At 66.2% G+C, this 17,766-nt stretch carries 20 protein-coding genes; 11 read left to right on the forward strand and 9 right to left on the reverse strand.

What is annotated here, in order from left to right; genetic code table 11:
- Positions 1 to 97: 97 nt before the first annotated feature.
- The 3 genes from hslO (at position 98) to mobA (ending at position 3,348) form a co-directional block, all read left to right on the forward strand.
- On the forward strand, positions 98 to 1,024 hold the full coding sequence (gene hslO / locus Mrose_RS01010) for an Hsp33 family molecular chaperone HslO (RefSeq protein ID WP_119275577.1): 927 nt from the start codon (positions 98 to 100) through the stop codon (positions 1,022 to 1,024).
- A gap of 105 nt (positions 1,025 to 1,129) precedes the next feature.
- Positions 1,130 to 2,713: a sensor histidine kinase gene (locus Mrose_RS01015; RefSeq protein ID WP_119275578.1), complete on the forward strand. Its 1,584-nt coding sequence runs from the start codon at positions 1,130 to 1,132 to the stop codon at positions 2,711 to 2,713.
- Between the two features lie 74 nt (positions 2,714 to 2,787).
- Positions 2,788 to 3,348, forward strand: coding sequence for a molybdenum cofactor guanylyltransferase (gene mobA, locus Mrose_RS01020; protein WP_119275579.1), 561 nt, complete (start codon positions 2,788 to 2,790; stop codon positions 3,346 to 3,348).
- 113 nt (positions 3,349 to 3,461) lie between these two features.
- Here the strand turns inward: mobA and Mrose_RS01025 are convergent, their stop codons facing one another.
- The 7 genes from Mrose_RS01025 to Mrose_RS01055 all read right to left on the reverse strand — a co-directional run bounded on the left by Mrose_RS01025 (position 3,462) and on the right by Mrose_RS01055 (position 8,685).
- Entirely contained in the window at positions 3,462 to 3,722 is a 261-nt protein-coding gene (locus Mrose_RS01025) for a DUF3467 domain-containing protein (protein WP_119275580.1), read from the reverse strand.
- Complete coding sequence (locus Mrose_RS01030; RefSeq protein WP_119275581.1) at positions 3,719 to 4,072, reverse strand: roadblock/LC7 domain-containing protein; 354 nt, start codon at positions 4,070 to 4,072, stop codon at positions 3,719 to 3,721. The genes Mrose_RS01025 and Mrose_RS01030 overlap by 4 nt, the downstream gene beginning before the upstream one ends.
- Positions 4,073 to 4,094: 22 nt before the next feature.
- A complete protein-coding gene (locus tag Mrose_RS01035) occupies positions 4,095 to 4,427 on the reverse strand; it encodes a roadblock/LC7 domain-containing protein (protein WP_119275656.1) in 333 nt (110 codons plus the stop codon).
- A 224-nt stretch (positions 4,428 to 4,651) separates the two neighbouring features.
- Complete coding sequence (gene recR, locus Mrose_RS01040; RefSeq protein WP_119275582.1) at positions 4,652 to 5,269, reverse strand: recombination mediator RecR; 618 nt, start codon at positions 5,267 to 5,269, stop codon at positions 4,652 to 4,654.
- Between the two features lie 55 nt (positions 5,270 to 5,324).
- Entirely contained in the window at positions 5,325 to 5,639 is a 315-nt protein-coding gene (locus Mrose_RS01045) for a YbaB/EbfC family nucleoid-associated protein (protein WP_119275583.1), read from the reverse strand.
- A gap of 17 nt (positions 5,640 to 5,656) precedes the next feature.
- Positions 5,657 to 6,865 carry an MFS transporter gene (locus tag Mrose_RS01050; RefSeq protein WP_119275584.1) on the reverse strand — a complete coding sequence of 403 codons (1,209 nt, stop codon included), beginning with the start codon at positions 6,863 to 6,865 and terminating at the stop codon, positions 5,657 to 5,659.
- A gap of 35 nt (positions 6,866 to 6,900) precedes the next feature.
- Positions 6,901 to 8,685, reverse strand: a complete 1,785-nt coding sequence (locus Mrose_RS01055; RefSeq protein WP_119275585.1) for a hypothetical protein — start codon at positions 8,683 to 8,685, stop codon at positions 6,901 to 6,903.
- A 24-nt stretch (positions 8,686 to 8,709) separates the two neighbouring features.
- Here Mrose_RS01055 and Mrose_RS01060 point away from each other — a divergent pair, with 24 nt between their 5' ends.
- The 8 genes from Mrose_RS01060 to Mrose_RS01090 all read left to right on the forward strand — a co-directional run bounded on the left by Mrose_RS01060 (position 8,710) and on the right by Mrose_RS01090 (position 16,534).
- Positions 8,710 to 9,468 carry a PP2C family protein-serine/threonine phosphatase gene (locus Mrose_RS01060; protein ID WP_119275586.1) on the forward strand — a complete coding sequence of 253 codons (759 nt, stop codon included), beginning with the start codon at positions 8,710 to 8,712 and terminating at the stop codon, positions 9,466 to 9,468.
- Positions 9,465 to 11,456 carry a protein kinase domain-containing protein gene (locus Mrose_RS01065; protein ID WP_119275587.1) on the forward strand — a complete coding sequence of 664 codons (1,992 nt, stop codon included), beginning with the start codon at positions 9,465 to 9,467 and terminating at the stop codon, positions 11,454 to 11,456. The genes Mrose_RS01060 and Mrose_RS01065 overlap by 4 nt, the downstream gene beginning before the upstream one ends.
- Before the next feature lie 111 nt (positions 11,457 to 11,567).
- On the forward strand, positions 11,568 to 12,071 hold the full coding sequence (locus Mrose_RS01070; RefSeq protein ID WP_119275588.1) for a peroxiredoxin: 504 nt from the start codon (positions 11,568 to 11,570) through the stop codon (positions 12,069 to 12,071).
- Positions 12,072 to 12,193: 122 nt separating this feature from the next.
- Positions 12,194 to 12,319 carry a hypothetical protein gene (locus Mrose_RS19585; protein WP_275052646.1) on the forward strand — a complete coding sequence of 42 codons (126 nt, stop codon included), beginning with the start codon at positions 12,194 to 12,196 and terminating at the stop codon, positions 12,317 to 12,319.
- Positions 12,320 to 12,632: 313 nt separating this feature from the next.
- Positions 12,633 to 13,937 (forward strand): cryptochrome/photolyase family protein, encoded by a 1,305-nt coding sequence (locus tag Mrose_RS01075; protein WP_119275589.1) that lies wholly within the window; start codon positions 12,633 to 12,635, stop codon positions 13,935 to 13,937.
- Positions 13,938 to 14,068: 131 nt separating this feature from the next.
- Positions 14,069 to 14,563: a fasciclin domain-containing protein gene (locus Mrose_RS01080; RefSeq protein WP_119275590.1), complete on the forward strand. Its 495-nt coding sequence runs from the start codon at positions 14,069 to 14,071 to the stop codon at positions 14,561 to 14,563.
- A 95-nt stretch (positions 14,564 to 14,658) separates the two neighbouring features.
- Positions 14,659 to 15,957 carry an alpha/beta hydrolase gene (locus Mrose_RS01085; protein ID WP_119275591.1) on the forward strand — a complete coding sequence of 433 codons (1,299 nt, stop codon included), beginning with the start codon at positions 14,659 to 14,661 and terminating at the stop codon, positions 15,955 to 15,957.
- Between the two features lie 52 nt (positions 15,958 to 16,009).
- Complete coding sequence (locus tag Mrose_RS01090) at positions 16,010 to 16,534, forward strand: YceI family protein (protein ID WP_119275592.1); 525 nt, start codon at positions 16,010 to 16,012, stop codon at positions 16,532 to 16,534.
- Between the two features lie 69 nt (positions 16,535 to 16,603).
- Here Mrose_RS01090 and Mrose_RS01095 read toward each other — a convergent pair whose 3' ends face one another.
- Together Mrose_RS01095 and Mrose_RS01100 are read right to left on the reverse strand one after the other, a co-directional pair.
- Positions 16,604 to 17,284 carry a zinc metallopeptidase gene (locus Mrose_RS01095; protein WP_182482623.1) on the reverse strand — a complete coding sequence of 227 codons (681 nt, stop codon included), beginning with the start codon at positions 17,282 to 17,284 and terminating at the stop codon, positions 16,604 to 16,606.
- 84 nt (positions 17,285 to 17,368) lie between these two features.
- The gene (locus Mrose_RS01100) at positions 17,369 to 17,641 is read right to left on the reverse strand and encodes a stage V sporulation protein S (RefSeq protein ID WP_026234850.1); all 273 of its coding nucleotides are present in this window, start codon (positions 17,639 to 17,641) and stop codon (positions 17,369 to 17,371) included.
- Between the last annotated feature and the right edge of the window lie 125 nt (positions 17,642 to 17,766).

The following is a 17,766-nucleotide window of genomic DNA, read 5'->3' on the forward strand; positions in this document are numbered from 1 at the left end:
GAAAATCGGGGCGGCTTCGGGCTCGCCGGACCCCTCGAGTCCGCAAAGCTGTTCTATCTTTCCTTCTAAGCGTGGAAGCCCGCTACCATAAAACGGTATGGGACGTTTGATCCGCGGGCTGGCCGCAGAAGGCAATTTGCGTGTGCTGGCTGTAGAAAGTACCGACATCGTGGAGGAGGCGCGGCAGCGGCACGGCCTCTCGGAGACCCCCACTGCTGCTCTGGGCCGGGCCCTCACCGGCGGAGTGTTGCTAGCCTACCTGCTTTCCAAGACCCCTAAGGAGCGCATCGCCTTGCATTTCCAGGGCGATGGCCCCATGGGCGGGCCGGTGGTCGAAGCGGCGCCCGATGGCCTGGTGCGGGGCTACGTCAAGAACCCCACCGTGGAGTTGCCCCTGCGTCCGGACGGCAAACTAAACGTAGGTGGAGTGGTGGGTCGCGGGGCGCTGAAGGTGGCTCGAGTGCTCAACAACGGTGAACTCTACGAATCGAGCCTCGAGCTGGTCTCCGGCGAGATCGCCGAGGACCTGGCCCACTATCTCTGGCAATCCGAGCAGATCCCCTCGGCCTTGCTGCTGGGGGTGCGGGTCCACGGTCAGGGTGAGGTGCAGGTGGCCGGCGGCGTGGTGATCCAGGTCATGCCGGGCTGCCCTGACGAGGCCATCAGCAGGCTCGAGGCCAACTTGGCCGGGCGGCTCAGCGTCACCGACCTGCTGCTCTCGAAGGGCCTGGAGGGGACCGTGCAGGCGCTGATGCAGGGGCTTGACTACGAGCCTACCAATCTGGCGGCGGTGGGCTTTAGCGAAGGGCATATCCCGGTGCGTTTTGGCTGTCGTTGCACCCGCGAGCGGGCTACGGCCTCGCTCGTATACTTCACCTCCCAGGAGCGCGAAGAGATGATCGCCGAGGACGGCGGGGCCGAGGTGGTGTGCCACTGGTGCGGGCACAAGTACCGCATCACCCCCGAGGAGATTCGCTCCTTGCCCCTGAGCGAAGCGGAGTCGCGGAATATTCCCAAGGCGTGAGGTCGTGCGTCTGGGGCCGAAGGTCGAACGCTAAACGCGGGTGGCTATCAACCATCTGCCTTTCGCTGCTGATGGCCAGCGCCCCATTTCCTGTACCCTATCGCTGTGAGAGCTGCACCCAGCCTTTACCGGCTGATCAAAATCGCCCGCGTCGTTTTGCCACTGCTGATCGTGCTGGTGGTGGTGGTCTTCGAGCTGGCCTTGCGGACAGACCAGAACGACCAGACCTTCTGGATTCACCTGGGTTTCTACGCTCTGGTGGGTCCGCTGGTCACCTTCATGACGCTGGAGTGGATCGCCTCGCAGGTGCTCGAGCGCGAACGCGTCCAGCAGGCCCTGGAGCAGGCCAATCGACGCCTGGAAGCGGTGGAGCAGGTGACCCAGCGGGCCCTGAGCGCCGAGAACCTCGAGGATGGCCTGAGAAAGGTGGCCGCTCAACTGGCGCAGGCGGTGGGGGGTGCGGTGCAACTGACCCTCGAGGGCGTGCGGGCCAGCACCCCGGACTTTTCCGCCGGGCGCGAGACGTTGAGATTTGATCTGCCGGGGCTGGATGGCCTGCTCGAGGTGCAGCTGCCCCGCCGCCCCACGGCAGAAGACCTCGACTTCCTGGACCTGCTCTCCAGCGAGGTGGCTGGGGCTTTGGGCAATGTGCTCTCGCGCACGCGAGACCTGCTCACCTTATACGAGGTCGATGAAGCGCTGCGGGCCGAGGCCAACCTGGACAAGATGCTCGAGCGGCTCTTAGACCGCATCCTCTCCTGGGCCTCTGCCGAGGAGGGCGCGGTGCTCCTGCTCGACGAGGGACACCTGCTCAAGTCGCAGGTGCGCCGGGGGCTCGACCTGCCCGCTTACGCCTTTTTGCCCGAGGGGCCCTGGAAGAGCGCGCTCGAGGCCCCCACCTTCGTGCATGAGGACGTGCTGGCCCTGCCCCTGCGCGAGCAGGAGCCGGTGGGGGTGCTGGTGGTCAAGGCTGAAGGGGAGAACCTGCGGCAAAAGCTGCCCTTCCTGCGCTTCCTGGCTGCGCAGGTGACGCTGGTCGTGCGCAACGCCCAGGCTTACCTGCGGGCCGAGGAACTGGCGTTGGGCGAGGAGCGCAACCGCATTGCCCGCGAGATTCACGACGGAATTGCCCAGGCCCTAGCCTTCATGGCCCTCAAGCTCGACCTGGCCGAACGCCTGCTGAAGAGCGATCCCGAGCGGGCCCTGGCCGAAATTGCGGTGGTCAAGGAGACCCTGCGCTCGCAGATTCGCGAGGTTCGGCGCAGCATCTTTGCACTGCGGCCCATCGACCTCGAGCGCTACGGCTTTCTCGAGTCGGTGCGGCGCTATGCCAACGCCTTCGCCGAGCAGGCGGGCTTCCGGGTGCGGCTGGAGTTGCCCGAGCACCTCGAGCTCTCCCCGGCCTCTGAGCTGGTGTTTTTCCGGGTATTGCAGGAAACCCTCACCAACGCGGCCAAGCACGCCCGCCCCTCGTTGGTGCACGTGCGCCTGAGCCCCCTGGGAGAGCGGGGAGCCAGGCTCGAGATCCGCGACAATGGCAAAGGTTTCACCCAGGGTCAGAATGCCGGAGGGATGGGTGGCTTCGGCCTGACCCAGATGCGCGAGCGGGTCGAGGCCAGGGGCGGCCAATTTGCCGTGGAGTCAGTGGTGGGCAGCGGAACCACGGTACGGGCGGAATTGCCGTATTGAAGCCACCGGGTGAAGGATGACGGGAGGCGGGTGGCTCGTGGATATCTCCCGACACATCGACGTAAACTCTAAACGTGTTCAGCGCAGCGGTACTCGCAGGTGGCCAATCCCGGCGCTTTGGGCAGGACAAGGCGCGCTTCGTCTTTAGGGGTCGTCCCCTGATTGAGTGGGTGCTCGAGAGTCTCTGCGAAGCCAGAGAGCGCGTGATCGTCGCCAACCGCGCTTACCCCGAGTTCGGGTTGCCGGTTCTGGCCGACGTGAAACCGGGAGGAGACGCGCTGTCGGGGGTCTACACCGCGCTCTATCATGCCCAGCAGGAGTGGGTGGCGGTAGCGGCGTGCGATCTGCCCTTTCTGAGCCGTGATTACTGGCGCTTGCTGCTCGAGCACACCTGGCCGGGGATTCGCCTGGTGGCCGGGGTATCGGCTTCGGGCTTCGTCGAGCCGCTGGCCGCGCTCTACCACCGCAGCCTGCTCGAGGACGTAGAGCGCCGCCTGAGCAAGGGGAGGCTACGCCTGCAATCCCTCTTCGAGGAACATCCCAGTGTGAGCCTGCCCTGGGAGGGGCTCGAGGCGCGTTTTGGCCCCGAACTCTTCCTCAACGCCAACCAAATCGAAGACCTCCCCCAGCTTTGAGCCGGAGGGTGAGCGGCGAGCCACGTACGTGGTGATGTACGCAAAACGCCAGACGCGAGGTGTTCCGCGTCTGGCGTGCTTTGGCTATCGGCGGCTACGGCAGGAAACCTGCCTCAGGCCTGGTTTTCGGCCACCGGCTCCGGGATGGGGCCGTGGGTTTCCTCGTACTTGGCGATGTTCTCGGCCAGGCTGCGCAGCAGCGCCTTGGCGTGCTGCGGACTGGTGATGATGCGGGAAACTACCATCGCACCGCCCTGGGGTTGCAGGGTGGCGAAGTCGAGGAAGAACTCGTTCTTGGTGTGGGCTAGCAGGGCCAGATTGGCGTAGCGGCCAATGGCGGTTTCCTTATCAATGTCCAGACGCAACTCGTTCACGACAAAGCCTCCTTCAGGCGGGGGATGCTCTTTTTGAGCTGGAACCGCGCTCGCCCAAGGCTCTGCATGGAGTCCAGCAGCACTACCAGCAGATACCCTTGAGTCAGCGGAACCAGCAGCAACGGACCCTCGGGGTACTCTACCATGACCTCCTCGACCTCACCGCGGCCCAGTTCCTGTGAAAGGGCACGGGCCGAGGCCAGGGCCGTCGAGGCCGAGCCCCCCAGAAAGTCCAAGTCGGCGCCACCCTCGCTGTGGGTGCTCTCGATCACGAAGCCATCCTCGGCGACCAGCGCGGAGCCCAGAACCCCCCGCACTGCTTGGAGTTCGCTCAATACGTCCTGTAGCACATCTCCTCCTCGAGCCTGCTCTTTAGATCTCCTCGGCCAGTCGCAGGGCCAGCCTCGTGAGTTCATTGCCCACGCTTTTGCGGTCGGTGCCGCGCTCGAGCAGGACCCCCAGGCAATAGCCCTCGAAGACCACTGCCAGTATCTCCTGGTCATCGGTGGCGAGGGTGAAGCGGCGCAGCTCCCCGCCGAGTTGCCGGGCGGTGTTGCCCATGGCCCGGGTGAGGTTGGCAAGTTCGACTGCCAGAACTTCCGGGGAGGGCCCGCCCCGTCCCACGCTCTCGATGACCAGGCCGTCGGTTCCGGTCAGGACAGCACGGCGAATCCCCAATGGCACCAGGCTATTCAGCATTTTCATAGCTTGGCCTCCCATGGCAGTGAAGGTGCGCCCGCGCACCCCGGCCAACGCCGGTACTCACGTGAAGGTGCGCCCCAGGCTTCCGGCGTTACCCCTCGCCAAAGCGACGCTCCAACGCACCCCTCAGGGGGCAGAGTCCAGATGACCATACTTGTTCAGGGTAACACAGCCCCAAGCGGTGTTCCGGCGCAACTGCACATGCTCTTCGCCTCCTCCTGCCGGGCTCATTCGGCCAGCTTGCGGCGATTCTCCAACGCCCGCGCCAGGGTGACCTCGTCGGCGTACTCGAGGCTGCCCCCCACCGGCAGCCCGTAGGCCAGGCGGGTCGCGGCGATGCCGCGTTGGGCGAGTTGCTCGGCCAGGTAGCCGGCTGTGGCCTCACCCTCCACGGTCATGGAGGTAGCCAGGATCACCTCCTGGATCTCAGCGCCTAACGCTTCGCGGTTTTGTGGGTTGAGGCGCTTGAAAAAGCTGGCCAGGTTGAGCTGTTCGGGGCCGATGCCCTCCAGCGGGTTGAGCGCGCCGCCCAGGACGTGGTAGAGCCCACTGTACTCGCCGGAGCGCTCGAGGGCCATGAGGTCGTTGATGCCCTCCACCACGCAGATGATGTGCCGCTGGCGCTCGGGATCGGCGCAGATGGGGCACAGCTCCTCCTCGGCCAGGTTGCCGCAGATGGGGCAGGTGTGTAGGCCCTGGGCGGCCTCGAGGGCCTGGAGCAACTCCTTAGCCACCTCTTGCTGTTGTACGAGGTGAAGCCCCAGCTTCTGGGCGCTCTTGGGCCCCACGCCAGGCAGTCCGGAGAGGGCACGAATGAGCTTGAGCAGGCGTTCAGGGTAGCGCATAAAAAGTCGAAGGCTAAGGGCTGAGGGTGGATGGGCTTAGCGCTTGACCCTCGACTTAGAACATCCCCCCCAGCATCTGGCCGATGCCGCCCAGCTCGCGGCCCATCTCCTTCTCCTGCAGATCCTGGGCTTTCTTCTGCGCGTCCTGGATGGCTACGAGCAGCAGATCCTCGAGGGACTCGAGGTCGCTCGGGTCCACCGCGCCCGCTTGCAGCTTGAGCCCCACGATCTGTCCGTGACCCGTGGCCGTGACCTCGACCAGCCCGCCCCCGGCGGAGCCCTTCACGGTCATCTGACCTAGCCTCTCCTGCACCTCTGCCGCTTTTTTCTGGGCCTTCTGGGCCTCTTTCATGAGTTTCTGAAGGTTCATCGTGCCTCCGCAACGCATTATAGGTGAGACTGGGGGCTGGGCTGGGGTTTGGGGACGGGGATGCCTCCGGTCAGGAGCATCAGGGCCGACACCCCACTCACCATCAGGCCCGCCAGCAGGAACACGGTGGGGGCCCCCAGCACGGGCTCGAGCAGCCCTGCCAGCAGCGCCCCGCAGATCACTGCGGTGTCCATGATCGCGAAGAAGGCGGCAAAGATGCGCCCGCGCAGGGGGCCAGGGGTGTGGCTTTGCAGGATGCTCCTGGCGGGGACCAGGAAGACCTGGTTGAAGACCCCGCTCAGGAAGAGGGCGGCCAGGACCCAGGCGAACACCGGCCACACTCCCAGGGAAGCTTCAAACAGCCCGAAGATGATGAGCCCACCGAAGAACATCTGCTCCCGGCGGAGGCGCATGGCGATTCGGGGCACGATCAGGGTGCCCAGCACCGCGCCCACCGCCAGCGCCGACTCCATCGCCCCGAAACCCGGCGTGCCGACTTTGAGCACCTTCACGGCCATCACGATGCCCAGCACACCCTCCACCGAGCCGAAGCAGGCTGCGGTGAACAAGGTGGTGACCGTACGGCGGATGGCCAGGTTCTTCAGCAGGTGCTCGAGGCCTTCCTTCGCTCGTCTCCAGTAGCTCTGGCCCCCGCCGCCGCCGGACAGATCGGGCAGGCGCCGCAGGATCATTGCCGAGATCAAGTAGGTGAGCGAGTCGAGCAAAAACACCAGCTGAGCACCAACTGCCGCCACCAGCACCCCGGCCACCCCCACGAACACCACCTCGGAGATGCGCGCGGCAAAGATCATCAAGCTGTTGGCGCTGTCGAGCTTGGACTCGGGTACCAGCTCAGGGATGGCTGCCTGGGCGGCGGGGTCGAAGATCTTGCTGAGCACCTCGATGCCGAAGACCAGCAGCAGCAGCACTGGCAGGGAGTTCACCCCCAGAAAAGGGATCAACAACGTCAGGAAGGCCCGGCCCACGTCGCTGAGCACCATGAGCTGCTTGCGGTTTTGGGTGTCGGCCCAGGGGGCCAGCAAGGGCCCCACCACTGCCGAGGCCAGCAGCTTGACGATGAGTGCGAGCGACACCCACAGGGTGTTGCTGGTCAGCAGGTAGATGAACGCCAGCAGCGCCACCCGATGCATACGGCTCCCTGCCTGAGAAACCAGCGCGGCCAGAAACAGGCGGCGGAAGTGAGGGAGTTGCAGCACCCCTTGCATTTGCGGGTCAGTATACCCGCTCACTCGGAATAAGCTCAAACACGGCTATCGAAGGGAACGAAGGTGTGGGCCACGCAAGGGCCTTCCCGCGCCAGCACCGCGCTGCCTTCGGGCAGATGCCACACCAGCAGGTCGCTCAGGCGGCGGGCCATTATCCCCGGAGCCGAGACGTATACAGCTTCGCCCTCCTGCCGCAGCGAGAGCACCACCGAGCCCACCTTGAGGCTGCTGGGTCCGTCGTTCAAGGTGGTGCTGCCCAGGCTGTGGGTCTGGGTCTGGCTGTCCGAGCGGTGGCTGAGCCAGGCCGTGAGTTCCTGGCTCATCAGCTCGGCCTCTTCCTCGAGCCCCAGCGCCATCCCCACCTCGCGCATCAACGCGGGCCAGTCGCTGGAGCGCTCCATGCGCGAGCGCACGACCTCCAGCCCCTTGCGGGCGAAGTCCTGCAGGGCTTCCGGGGAGGCTTCCTGGTAGCGGGTGGCCTTGTCGGGGGTGAAGTCGTGGTAGGTGATCGGACCCTTGAGCCGACTGGAGAAGGCCCGCAGGAGGCGCAGGTAGGCGAAGGCCTTATCCGGGCGCAGCAGATAGGCCAGCACCCGCCCTTCGGCCAGCAGCGACGACAGCAGGGCTTCGCCCCTGGTCTCCAGCCGCAGGTGGGCGTACTGACCCCGCCGGATGGCCCACAGCTCGAAGCTGCCCCAGGGCACAGCCAGCGGTTCCGCCTCGCTCAGGGGATATTCACTTCCGCCTACCACCAGGCTGAACTCGTTGCCGGCCTGGGTCACGGTGAACTCGGTGTTCCAGGCTTTGAAGGAGCCGGGCACCAGTCGCAGAGTGAGGCCGGGGGGGTCGTCGGGGATCTCCTGCAGGCTGAGCTTCGGGTCCCGGCCCAGCCAGATCTGTGCGGGCAGGGTGGGTGGCTGGGCCTCGCCCTTGGGATAGGGCAGGAGCTTCTGCAACAGTTCGAGCAGCTTCTCGGCAGCCGCGCCGAAGGCTTGCCGGTCCTGCTCCATGACCATCGCCAGGCGGCGATCTTCCATGTGCTGCTCGCGCAAGCGCTGCTCGAGTTGGCGAATTTGCGTGCTGGTGAGGTTGTGCCGCCGGGCCTCCTCGAGGGTACGCCGCAGCACCTCCTGCGAGACGCTCTTACCCCCGCCGTAGCGCAGGGCCAGCCCCTTATCGATGACCCGGCGCAGGAAGCGGCGCAGGTAGGGCAGGGTTTCCTCTGAAGGGAGCCGCAGCCGCTCGGAGAGGGTGTGGGCTTCGCGCACGAGCTCGAGGATCAGATTGCGCCCTACCTCGGTGTCTTCGAGCCGCACCAGGGGGTCGGAGTAGGCGGGGATCGGGTGGGCGACCTCGAAGCGGGAGAGGTTGTAGTCCTGGGTGAAGTAGGGGGTGGCCGCGTAGCTCTCGAGGTTTTGCAACACGGCATAGGCCAGCCGCAGGGCCTCGCGCTTGCCGGTGTTGAAGTGGCGCATCTGGCGGGTGACCTCGCGGGCGGTGCGCTGCCAGTACACCGCCTCGGCCAGTTGCTCGAGCACCGCCCGCTCGGGGGTGTCGAGGCTAGGCTCATCCTCGACCACGATGCCCTCGAAGTCGGCTTCGGTGGCCGGTGAGTGCTCTTCGGGCTGGCCCCGCAGGCTGCGGTACTCCGCGTCAATCTGGCGGAAGCGGCGGGCGAGGGTGGGGGGGAGGTTGCTCTGCAGGAGTTGCTGGCGCAACCGGACCACGCTCGAGCGACCCCCCTTAGGGGGGCGGCCCTCGAGTAAGTCGGCCACCTTATATTCGAAGAGATCGAGTAATTCGACCAGGCCCGCTTCCATCTGTAGCGTATTATAAAGCCCGAGATGCGGGGTTCCAGGCTGGAAATTGCCAGCGAGTCAAACATCGGCAGGAAGCGAAGCCTCAACGAGGACTTCCACCGCACATTGGTGGTGTCTTCGCGCATGGGCAACCTGGCTTTGCTGGCTGTGGCCGATGGCATGGGCGGCACCGAGGCAGGGGAGTGGGCCAGCAAGCTGGCCATCGAGGGGATTACTGAGGCGGTTCGCTCGTACGCCGGCCTCATCGATCTCGGTCGCCCGGTGGTGCCGCTGGAGCGGGTGATGGAAAAAGCTTTCCAGCTCGCCCAGCGCCGCATCCGTGACCAGAGCATCAACAACCCTGACCGAAAGGGTATGGGCACGACCCTGACCGCCATCCTCATCAGCGAGTGGAACAGCCGGGGGGCCATCGGGCACATCGGCGACTCCAGGGCTTACCGCCATAGCCGGGGGAAGTGGGTACAGCTCACCCAGGATCACTCCTGGGTAGCCCAGCAGGTGCGCCAAGGCGTGCTCAGCGAGGCCGAAGCCGAGGCCCATCCCTGGAAGCACATGCTGACGCAGGCTTTGGGCCTGGAGGACATCCGGCTGGACATCACCCCCTTCACGCTCTCACCCGGCGAGGTCTACGTGCTCGCCACCGATGGGCTGTACGGCCTGGTGCCCCCCGAGGAGTGGGAACTGGGCAAGGACCTGAAGGCCACGCTCGAGAACTGGGTGACCAAGGCGCTGGTGCGGGGCGGAAATGACAACATCACCGTGATTGCGGCGAGGTATAGATGAGTGTGCTGCTGGGAATTCTGTTGGTGGGTCTGACTTCAGCCCTGGCCCTGCGCTTGCAGGCTAGTTGGCTGCAGACTTCACTGTTGGCTTTGCTCCTGATTGCTCTGGCCGCTCTTGGCGTCCAGCCGTGGGTGCTGGCTAGCATGGCGTTGTTGGGCTTCACCACGGCTGTGCTGCCCCGTCTCAACCTCGACCGTTCGCCGAAGGTCAATCGTCCTCCCAAAGCCAAGCGCGTCAGGCCCGAAAAGAGCCGGTCTGCTCCCGTGGTTCAGGGGGGGACCGGGCTCGAGAGCACCTACGAAATTCTCGACAAGGTGGGAATCGGCGGCATGGCTACCGTCTACAAAGCTCGTTCCCGCGCTGACGGGCGCATGGTGGCGCTGAAGATTCCGCAGGAGAAGTACGTGGGCGATACCCGCTTCGTGCGGCGCTTCCACCGCGAGGCCGAGGTGTTGGCTCACCTCTCCCACCCCAACATCGTCAAGGTCTTTGACCATGGCAACGTGGGCGACACCCACTTCATCGCCATGGAGTACCTCGACGGCGAGGGCCTGGACCGCCTGATCGAAAACCGCAAACTCTCCATCCGCTCGACCGTGCAAATCATCGCCCGCGTGGCCGAAGCCCTGCAGCACATCCACGCCCAGGGCATCATCCACCGCGACATCAAGCCCGGCAACATCATGGTGCTGCGCGGGGCCATCCAGCCCAATGGCGACGTGGACCCGCGCGGGGTGCGCCTGATGGACTTCGGCATCGCCGCGGGCAAGGTGCTCACCCGCCTGACCATCACCGGGGCCCGCATCGGCACGCCGGTCTACATGAGCCCTGAGCAGGCCAAGGGCCAGCGCATCGATCACAAGAGCGACATCTACAGCCTGGGGGTGGTCTTCTACGAGGCGGTGTGCAACCAGCCCCCGTTCCAGGGGGGCTACGAGGCGGTGATCCACCAGCAGATCTTCCAGATGCCCACCCCTCCCAAGCAGGTCAACCCCGAAGTGCCCCAGGCCCTCTCCGACATCATCCAGCGGATGCTGGAGAAAGACCCGGCCAAGCGTCCGGGCCTCGACCAGGTGCTCGAGGTGCTCTCGGGCAAGTGGGAGCAGAACCCCGGCCTGGTGGCCTCCTTCTACCTGGGCCTGGCGGTCGAGGCCAAGCGCGGCACCCTGCGGCTGATGTCCTCCGACGGGGTGCTGGCGCGCATGTGGAGCGGGGTGGGCAGCGGCAGGGGCATGTTTCCCTCACCCCCCCTGGCGGTGGCCGTCGATGGCAACGGTGATTTCTGGATCAGCCTCTACGAGTTCGGCGGTGGGGCAGTGCGCTTGGTGCATTGCTTCAGCCCCGAGGGCGAACTCAAGCTCTCCATCGCTCCGTATGGTATGAAGTTCGGCGAGGTGCTCTACCCGATCTCGGTGGCGGCCAGCCAGGAAGCCGTTTACGTCCTCGACGCCGAGACCAGCACCATCACCAAGTTCGACCTATCCGGAACTCCCGTCAGGCGCTTCGGGGAGGCCGGGCGCGGCAAGGGCAGCTTCGACACCCCACGCATGCTCATCGCCGGAAGGCACTACCTCTACGTGCTCGACTACGGCAACCGCCAGGTGCAGCGCTTGAGCCTCGAGGGCGAGTACCTCTCGCGCTACGCCTTCCGCCGCAGCAAGGAGTCTGCCGAGTTGCGCCTGCTGGGCGGGCTGGGCATCACTACCGACGAGCACCTCCTGGTCTACGACGCCGATGGTCAGAAGGTCCGTAAGGTCAGCTTGGACGGGCAGATCGTGGCCTCCTACCCCCTGCCGGTGCTCGAGGGCGAGGACGCCTCGAGCCTGGTCGAGATGCGCATGCACCAGGGCATCATCTACGCCGTGCGACGGGGAGCCAACCGCATCCACCGCATCCAGGAAAACGGCACCCCTCTGCAACCGCTCGAGGTCTACGCCGCCGTGCGCGGCCTGGACTTGTGGTTCAACCCAGAAGAGCCGAGGGATTAGGCGCTGGAGGCAAAACGCCGAATGCCTGTTGGAGGGGCAGGCAGGTCCCCGGCGACTCCCTTTCCGCCTTGGCTTACAGCTCGAGGGCGTAAGATCTGGAACACTTTGGGCATGAGAAGCCTGCTGTGGGTTTTGATCCTCTCGATTTTCGGGGTCAGGGCCATCGCGCCGGGCGATCTTGCTCCTTTGCCCAAAGTCACCGACTCCTACGGCAAGCCCGTAGACCTGGCCGAGGTCGCCAAGTCCGGCAAGTACATCGTGCTGTGGTTCTACCCCAAAGCCTCCTCGCCGGGCTGCTCGGCTCAGGGCAAGCGCTACGCTGAGCTGTACGAGGAATTCGCCAGGTACAACGTGGAGATCTTCGGCGTGAGCCACGACCCTGCCGCCGAACAGTGCGAGTTCATCGAGAAACTGGCCCTCAAAGGGGCCATGATCCCCGACCGCGAGGGCACCTTGGCCAGGGCCTACAAAGTCAGCAGCTTCTTCGGCTTTTACGCCCGCGATACTTTCCTGATCAACCCCCAGGGCAGGATCGAGAAGGTATGGCGCAGCGTCAACCCCTTCAAGGACCCCGACACCGTGCTGGCTTACCTCAAGCAAAAGCTCGGCAAGTAGGCGGGGTCAGAACCTTCTTCCACAGGAGTTATCGCTCCAACGCCGGGGTCACGCTGCTGGCAGGTCTCGATCCCGGCGGGGTATTTGAGAGGCGAGGCCGCAGGCTGGGGGTGGAGTTCCCTGTGCGGCGGCTCGAGGCCGGCGAGCCCCTGATGCGGATCTGGCTGCTGGATGGACGAGGACGAACCGTGGACCACCCGGTGGGGCGCGAACTGGAGGTGCAACTCGAGGTCTTCTGGGAGTGGTAGCTCCGACGCGCACCCACGCCTACGACACCTCGTGCTAGGACGACTGGGTGGGGCTACTCCTGGGCTCGCCCCTTGCGCACGCTCTTGCCGTGTACCCCTTTCGTCAACCTGTGACGGGTGAGGGAAACCCGTCTTCCCCGGCCAATCGGTCCTGGCTGTGGCGATGGGGGAGTCCGGGTGGCTGGGCTGGTGCCCCGCGGGCTCGCCCACGCTGATGAGCCCGATGACCGCCTCTTTATAAAGCCGGAGGGTAGCCCCCGACTTTGTAGGTCACGCTAAAGGCGGCGTGCGGCTCCGCGGGTAAAAGGGGAGCATGTATCTCGTCTGGCACCGTGCCGACTTGCGCACCCACGACAATCCCGCCCTGGCAGCTGCCCTGCAAAGCGGTCCTGCAGTGGGCCTCGTCGTTCTCGACCCCAACATCCTGAGCGGCACCTCCGCCCGGCGGCGGGCCTGGTTTTGCCGCAACGTTGCCGCCCTGCGCGAGGCCTACGCCCGGCGCGGCGGGAACTTGCTGGTGCGGTCTGGGGTGCCCTGGGAGGTGTTGCCCCGGGTAGTGGCCGAACTCGAGGCCCGCCGGGTCTTCGCGGTGCGCAACTCGACGCCCTACGCCCGCTTCCGCGATCGGAAGGTGGAGGAGGCCCTTCCGGGCCGGGTGGCGTGGTTCCAGGGCCAATACGTCCAAGAGCCGGGGGAGATCGTCAAGCCGGGCGGCGGCCCCTACACGGTGTTCACGCCCTACTCCCGGCGGTGGTGGGCCGCGCCCGAGGCGCAATTGCTGGAAGCGCCCGGACGCTTCCCCCCGGCGGCGCTCCCACCGGGCTACGACCTGGGCTCAGTTCCTAACGAGCCCTCCGACGTGCCCTTGCCGCCCGCGGGTGAGGAGGCCGCGCTGGGGGCGCTCGAGGCCTTCCTCCGCAATGGGCTGCTCCTTTATCACCAGGCCCGCGACAAGCTCGACGGGAGCGGGGTTTCGCGGCTTTCCTGCTACTTCACCCTGGGGGTGCTCTCGCCCCGGCTGGCGGCGCAGCGGGCTATGCAGGCGGGGGGCGAGGGGGCTCGCAAGTGGGTCGGTGAGCTGGCCTGGCGCGACTTCAGCGGCGACCTGCTCCACAACTTCCCCCACATGGCCCGCTCGGCCTTCGACCCGCGCTGGGACGCTCTGCCCTGGGTCGACGACGCGGAAGTGTTCGGGGCCTGGCTCGAGGGCCGCACCGGCGTCCCCGCCGTGGACGCCGGGATGCGCGAGCTGCGGGCGACTGGCTTCCTCTCCAACCGCGCGCGCATGGTGGTGGCGCAGTTCGCGGTGAAGCTGGCCCTGCTGCCCTGGCAAAAGTGCGAGCGGGCCTTCCGCGACCTGCTCCTCGACGGCGACAACGCCTCCAACCTACAGGGCTGGCAGTGGGCCGGGGGGCTGGGGGTGGACGCGGCCCCCTACTTCCGGGTGTTCAACCCCCTCACCCAGGCCCACACCCACGACCCCGGCGGCGCCTGGCTGCGGCGCTGGGTGCCCGAATGTGGGGGGAGGCCCGAACCCTATGGGCGCTCGGTGCTCGACCTCGAGGCCGCCCGCCGGCGCTACCTCGAGGCGGCTGGGCGGGTTGGCCGGGCGAACTAAACCTAAACGTAGTATGGACAGAAATTGTACGTTAGTTGAACAGCTACGCTCATAGCGGGAAAGGCAAAGGCCGGGCGTGAGCCCTCGAGCGCGGTGGCCTTTTGCCGACCTGTAAAGCAGGAGGCGAAACCATGAAGATCAAACTGTTGCTCGTCGCAGGAAGCTTGGCCCTGGCCGCTATGGGGATGACCCTCACCAGTGCCCAGAACACCACCGCTAACCAGACCATCGCCCAGGTCGTGGCCTCGAACCCCAACTTCAGCACCCTGCTGGCGGCGGTGCAGGCGGCGGGCCTGACCGAGACACTCTCGGGGCCGGGCCCCTTCACAGTCTTCGCGCCCACCAACGAGGCCTTCGCCAAGATCCCCAAGGCCGACCTCGACGCCCTGCTCAAGGACAAGGCCGCCCTCACCAAGGTCCTGACCTATCACGTCGTGGCGGGCAGGGTGACGTCGTCCGAGGTGGTCAAGCTGAAGGAAGCCAAGACGGTGCAGGGCCAGAGCGTGACCATCGCGGTCAGCGGGGGCACGGTGACCCTCAACGGCAACTCCAAGGTCACGGCCGTGGACATCCAAGCCAGCAACGGCGTGATCCACGTCATTGACACCGTGCTCCTGCCTAAGTAGCCCGGCGACGGCACCGGCCGGAGAGCGAATCGCTCTCCGGTTTTTTGTGGTGGGGCTTGCACCCGCAGGGGCGGGGGATGCTCGAGGATAGGCTCATGCGGCCGCTGATTTGGATCCTGCTGCTCGGTGCCATGGCCCTGGCCCAGCCCGCGCGCTGGACGGGGCAACCCGACTACCGCAGCTTCGCCGGAGCCCCCACGAGCGCCGGTCCTGCGCTCGACCGCAGCTACGCCCTGGTCTACCCGGCCCAGGGGGCCTTCCGGGGCACGGTGCTGCTGGTGCCGGGCCTGCTGGGCGGGGCCACCAGCTTCGACGCGCTGGCCCGCCGCCTGGTGCTCGCCGCCCCGGGCTGGGAGGTGTGGGCCTGGGACCGCCGCGCCAACGGCCTCGAGGACCGCCAGGGCTTCCTCGGCGCCGACCCCTGGGCCTACTACCAGCGCTACACCCTCCCCGACGCCCCCTTCCTCAAGGACTGGGGCCTACGGGTGCACCTCCAAGACCTCGACGCCTTGGTGGACGCCGCCCGCCAGCGCGGCCCGGTGGTGCTGGCGGGGCACTCGCTGGGGGCGAGCCTGAGCGCGGCCTACGCCCAGTGGAGGGGCGAGAAGCTGGCCGGCCTGGCCTGGATCGACGGGGCTCCCAGCCCCAACCGGCTCACGCGTGAGCAGTACCTCGAGGGCGGCCTTGGCGGCTTCGGCCGCTCGCCCGGGCTCGACGAACTGCTGGCAGGCCGGGCCACGCCCTACCTCGAGTTCAGCTTCCTGGGCCTGAGGCTGAACCCAGCCTTCCTGGCCTGCGCCGAGGCTTTGGCCTTCCTGGCCGCCCGCGACCCCGAAGCCGACGCTCCGCCCGGCGCGGCGCGCTTCCCGGCGAGCCTCGAGGCCGCCGCCTTGTCCCAGATCGACGACCGTTACAACCCCGTTGCCCTCTTCTCGGCCTCGGTGGGGCGGGCCTGGGGGCGCGAGGGCTTTAGCCTACTGCGGCTGCTGCAGGGGCAGGTGGGCTACTCGGTGATTGGGGCGAGGGGGAGGCGGGTGGAGTGGCAGGACACCGGCGAGGCCACCGACCCGCGTGAATTCCTCGGCCTGTACGCCTGGCCCGAGACCGGCTTCTCCGAGTGGTTCTTCCCCGTACGGCTCTCCCTCGACCTCGCTGCTTGGGACCTTGCAGTGCCCGAACTGAAGCCCCGCCGGTTGGGCTTCCGGGTGCTGGGGTTGGGGGCCGGGCGCGGCGCTGTCACCGACGCGGCCCGCTTCGCTGCCGCCCGAGCGCTCTTCCCCAGCGCCGAGGTACACGCGGAAGTCCTGCCCGGTCTCACCCACCTCGACATCCTGCTGGGGCGCCAGGGGCCGGCCGTGGGGCCCCTCGCCCGCTACCTCGAGACCCTGCCGTGAATCCACCTGGGACAGGGGTGCGTACTTCGAACAGGCGGGAAGGGGGTCCAGCATGCGCCTCTTCACAGTAATTTTGGCCTGGCTCTGGGGTGCCCTGGCCCAGGCGCCGCAACTTTATGCGGTCGAGGGCAGCGTGACCTACGTGGGGCGGATGCTGCTGGGGAGCTGGCAGGGGACCAACCCCACCGCCCGAGGCCAGGTGCGCTGGGCTGAGCCCGAGGCCTCCGGGCGGGTCTGCGTGGACATGGCCAAATTCGACTCCGGCATCGGCTTGCGCGACAACGACGCGCGGGAGGTGCTCGAGGTCGCCAAGTACCCGCAGAGCTGCCTTGACGTGAGCGCCTTGCGCCGCAACGGGGAGCAGGTCGTGCTCGAGGGGATGCTCGAGATCCACGGGGTGCGGAAATTTATGCGTATCGAGGGCACGCTCAGGCCCGAGGGCGATGCCTACCGCTTCGCTGGGGGCTTCAGGACCCGCTTCACCGAGTGGAACCTCAAGCCGCCTACCGTCCTCTTCCTCACCGTGGAGGATGGGCTCGAGGTGCGTCTGGAGGCTCGCGCCGTTCCTGTGCGCTGATGTGACCTCCAGCCCTGGTCTAACGGGAGGGGCTCCCCGACACCGGGGAGCCCCTCGGTGGCGTGGGCTTTACTCCTCGCGGGCGGTCTGCATGATGGCGACGTAGTGCAGGATAGTGGCCAGCGAGTTGGCCAGCGCCGCCACGTAGGTCAGGGCTGCGGCGGTCAGCACCGTGCGGGCTCCGTCCATCTCGCGGTTATCCAGGAAGTTCATGCGCTTGAGGATGGCCAGCGCACGGTTGGAGGCGTCGAACTCGACCGGAAGCGTCACGAACTGGAACAAAGCAGCAGCGGCGAAGAGCCAGATGCCGATGTTCATCAGCCCCGTAGCGCTGAAGAGCATCCCAGCCAGGAAGATCCAGGGGCCGAACATGCTGCCGATGTTGGCCGCGGGCAGGAGCTGGGCCCGCACCCGCAACCAGGCATAGCCCTTGGCATCCTGAAGAGCGTGTCCCACTTCGTGGGCGGCTACGGCCAGCGCCGCCGAGGAGGGTGAGGCGAAGTTGGGTTCAGACAGGCGCACGACTTTTTGCATGGGGTCGTAGTGGTCGGTCAGGGCTCCCGGCACGGGCTCGACCCGCACGTGGTGTAGGCCGTGGGCGTCGAGGATGGCCCTGGCCACCTGGGCCCCGGTCAACCCACGCGAGTTGGCCTCGCGGCTGTAGCGGGCATAGGTTCGCTGTAACCAGAACTGGATGAAAAGCGTAGCGATGAAGACGGCGATCATCAGCAGGTAAGTTGCACTCACCATGTCGTTCCCCCAGGCCGTAAGGTACAAAAAATACAACCCAGCTTCTGCAAGCTGGGTCACGTGTATTCTGCTATGGCCAGAACCTTACGAATCCAAAGGTTGGCTCTTGATGGTAAAGCGCAAGGCGGTGCGCTCTTCGGACTCGAGATCCAGCTTGACGAAGGCTGGCTTGACCAGCAGATCGAGGTTGTCGGGAGCGATGTACCCCCGTGCGATGGCAATGGCCTTGACTGCCTGGTTGACCGCGGCGGGCCCGATGGCCTGTACTTCCACCTCACCCTGCGAGCGCAACAATGCGGCAATTGCACCTGCTACGGAATTAGGACGAGATTTGCCAGACACGCGCAACGTTTCCACATACCCTCCTGGGCACTCGCCGTCGAATTGCATTGTAGTTGGGGACATGTTTAAAAGTCAAGGCGCGAATGTGCGATAAATACAGCATTTTCTCGGTAAGTGAAGATTCGCTTGGCTCTAATGGC

The organism is Calidithermus roseus, assembly GCF_003574095.1.
GTDB classification, from domain to species: domain Bacteria; phylum Deinococcota; class Deinococci; order Deinococcales; family Thermaceae; genus Calidithermus; species Calidithermus roseus.

Bases quoted from the DNA above. Each gene is read 5' to 3' on its own strand.
- Mrose_RS01095 (WP_182482623.1), bottom strand. From the start codon at position 17,284: ATGGTGAGTGCAACTTACCTGCTGATGATCGCCGTCTTCATCGCTACG.
- Mrose_RS01050 (WP_119275584.1), bottom strand. From the start codon at position 6,865: ATGCAAGGGGTGCTGCAACTCCCTCACTTCCGCCGCCTGTTTCTGGCC.
- Mrose_RS01060 (WP_119275586.1), top strand. From the start codon at position 8,710: ATGCGGGGTTCCAGGCTGGAAATTGCCAGCGAGTCAAACATCGGCAGG.
- hslO (WP_119275577.1), top strand. From the start codon at position 98: ATGGGACGTTTGATCCGCGGGCTGGCCGCAGAAGGCAATTTGCGTGTG.
- Mrose_RS01065 (WP_119275587.1), top strand. From the start codon at position 9,465: ATGAGTGTGCTGCTGGGAATTCTGTTGGTGGGTCTGACTTCAGCCCTG.
- Mrose_RS01085 (WP_119275591.1), top strand. From the start codon at position 14,659: ATGCGGCCGCTGATTTGGATCCTGCTGCTCGGTGCCATGGCCCTGGCC.
- Mrose_RS01075 (WP_119275589.1), top strand. From the start codon at position 12,633: ATGTATCTCGTCTGGCACCGTGCCGACTTGCGCACCCACGACAATCCC.
- Mrose_RS01055 (WP_119275585.1), bottom strand. From the start codon at position 8,685: ATGGAAGCGGGCCTGGTCGAATTACTCGATCTCTTCGAATATAAGGTG.
- Mrose_RS01035 (WP_119275656.1), bottom strand. From the start codon at position 4,427: ATGAAAATGCTGAATAGCCTGGTGCCATTGGGGATTCGCCGTGCTGTC.
- Mrose_RS01045 (WP_119275583.1), bottom strand. From the start codon at position 5,639: ATGAACCTTCAGAAACTCATGAAAGAGGCCCAGAAGGCCCAGAAAAAA.
- Mrose_RS01080 (WP_119275590.1), top strand. From the start codon at position 14,069: ATGAAGATCAAACTGTTGCTCGTCGCAGGAAGCTTGGCCCTGGCCGCT.
- Mrose_RS01070 (WP_119275588.1), top strand. From the start codon at position 11,568: ATGAGAAGCCTGCTGTGGGTTTTGATCCTCTCGATTTTCGGGGTCAGG.
- recR (WP_119275582.1), bottom strand. From the start codon at position 5,269: ATGCGCTACCCTGAACGCCTGCTCAAGCTCATTCGTGCCCTCTCCGGA.
- Mrose_RS01090 (WP_119275592.1), top strand. From the start codon at position 16,010: ATGCGCCTCTTCACAGTAATTTTGGCCTGGCTCTGGGGTGCCCTGGCC.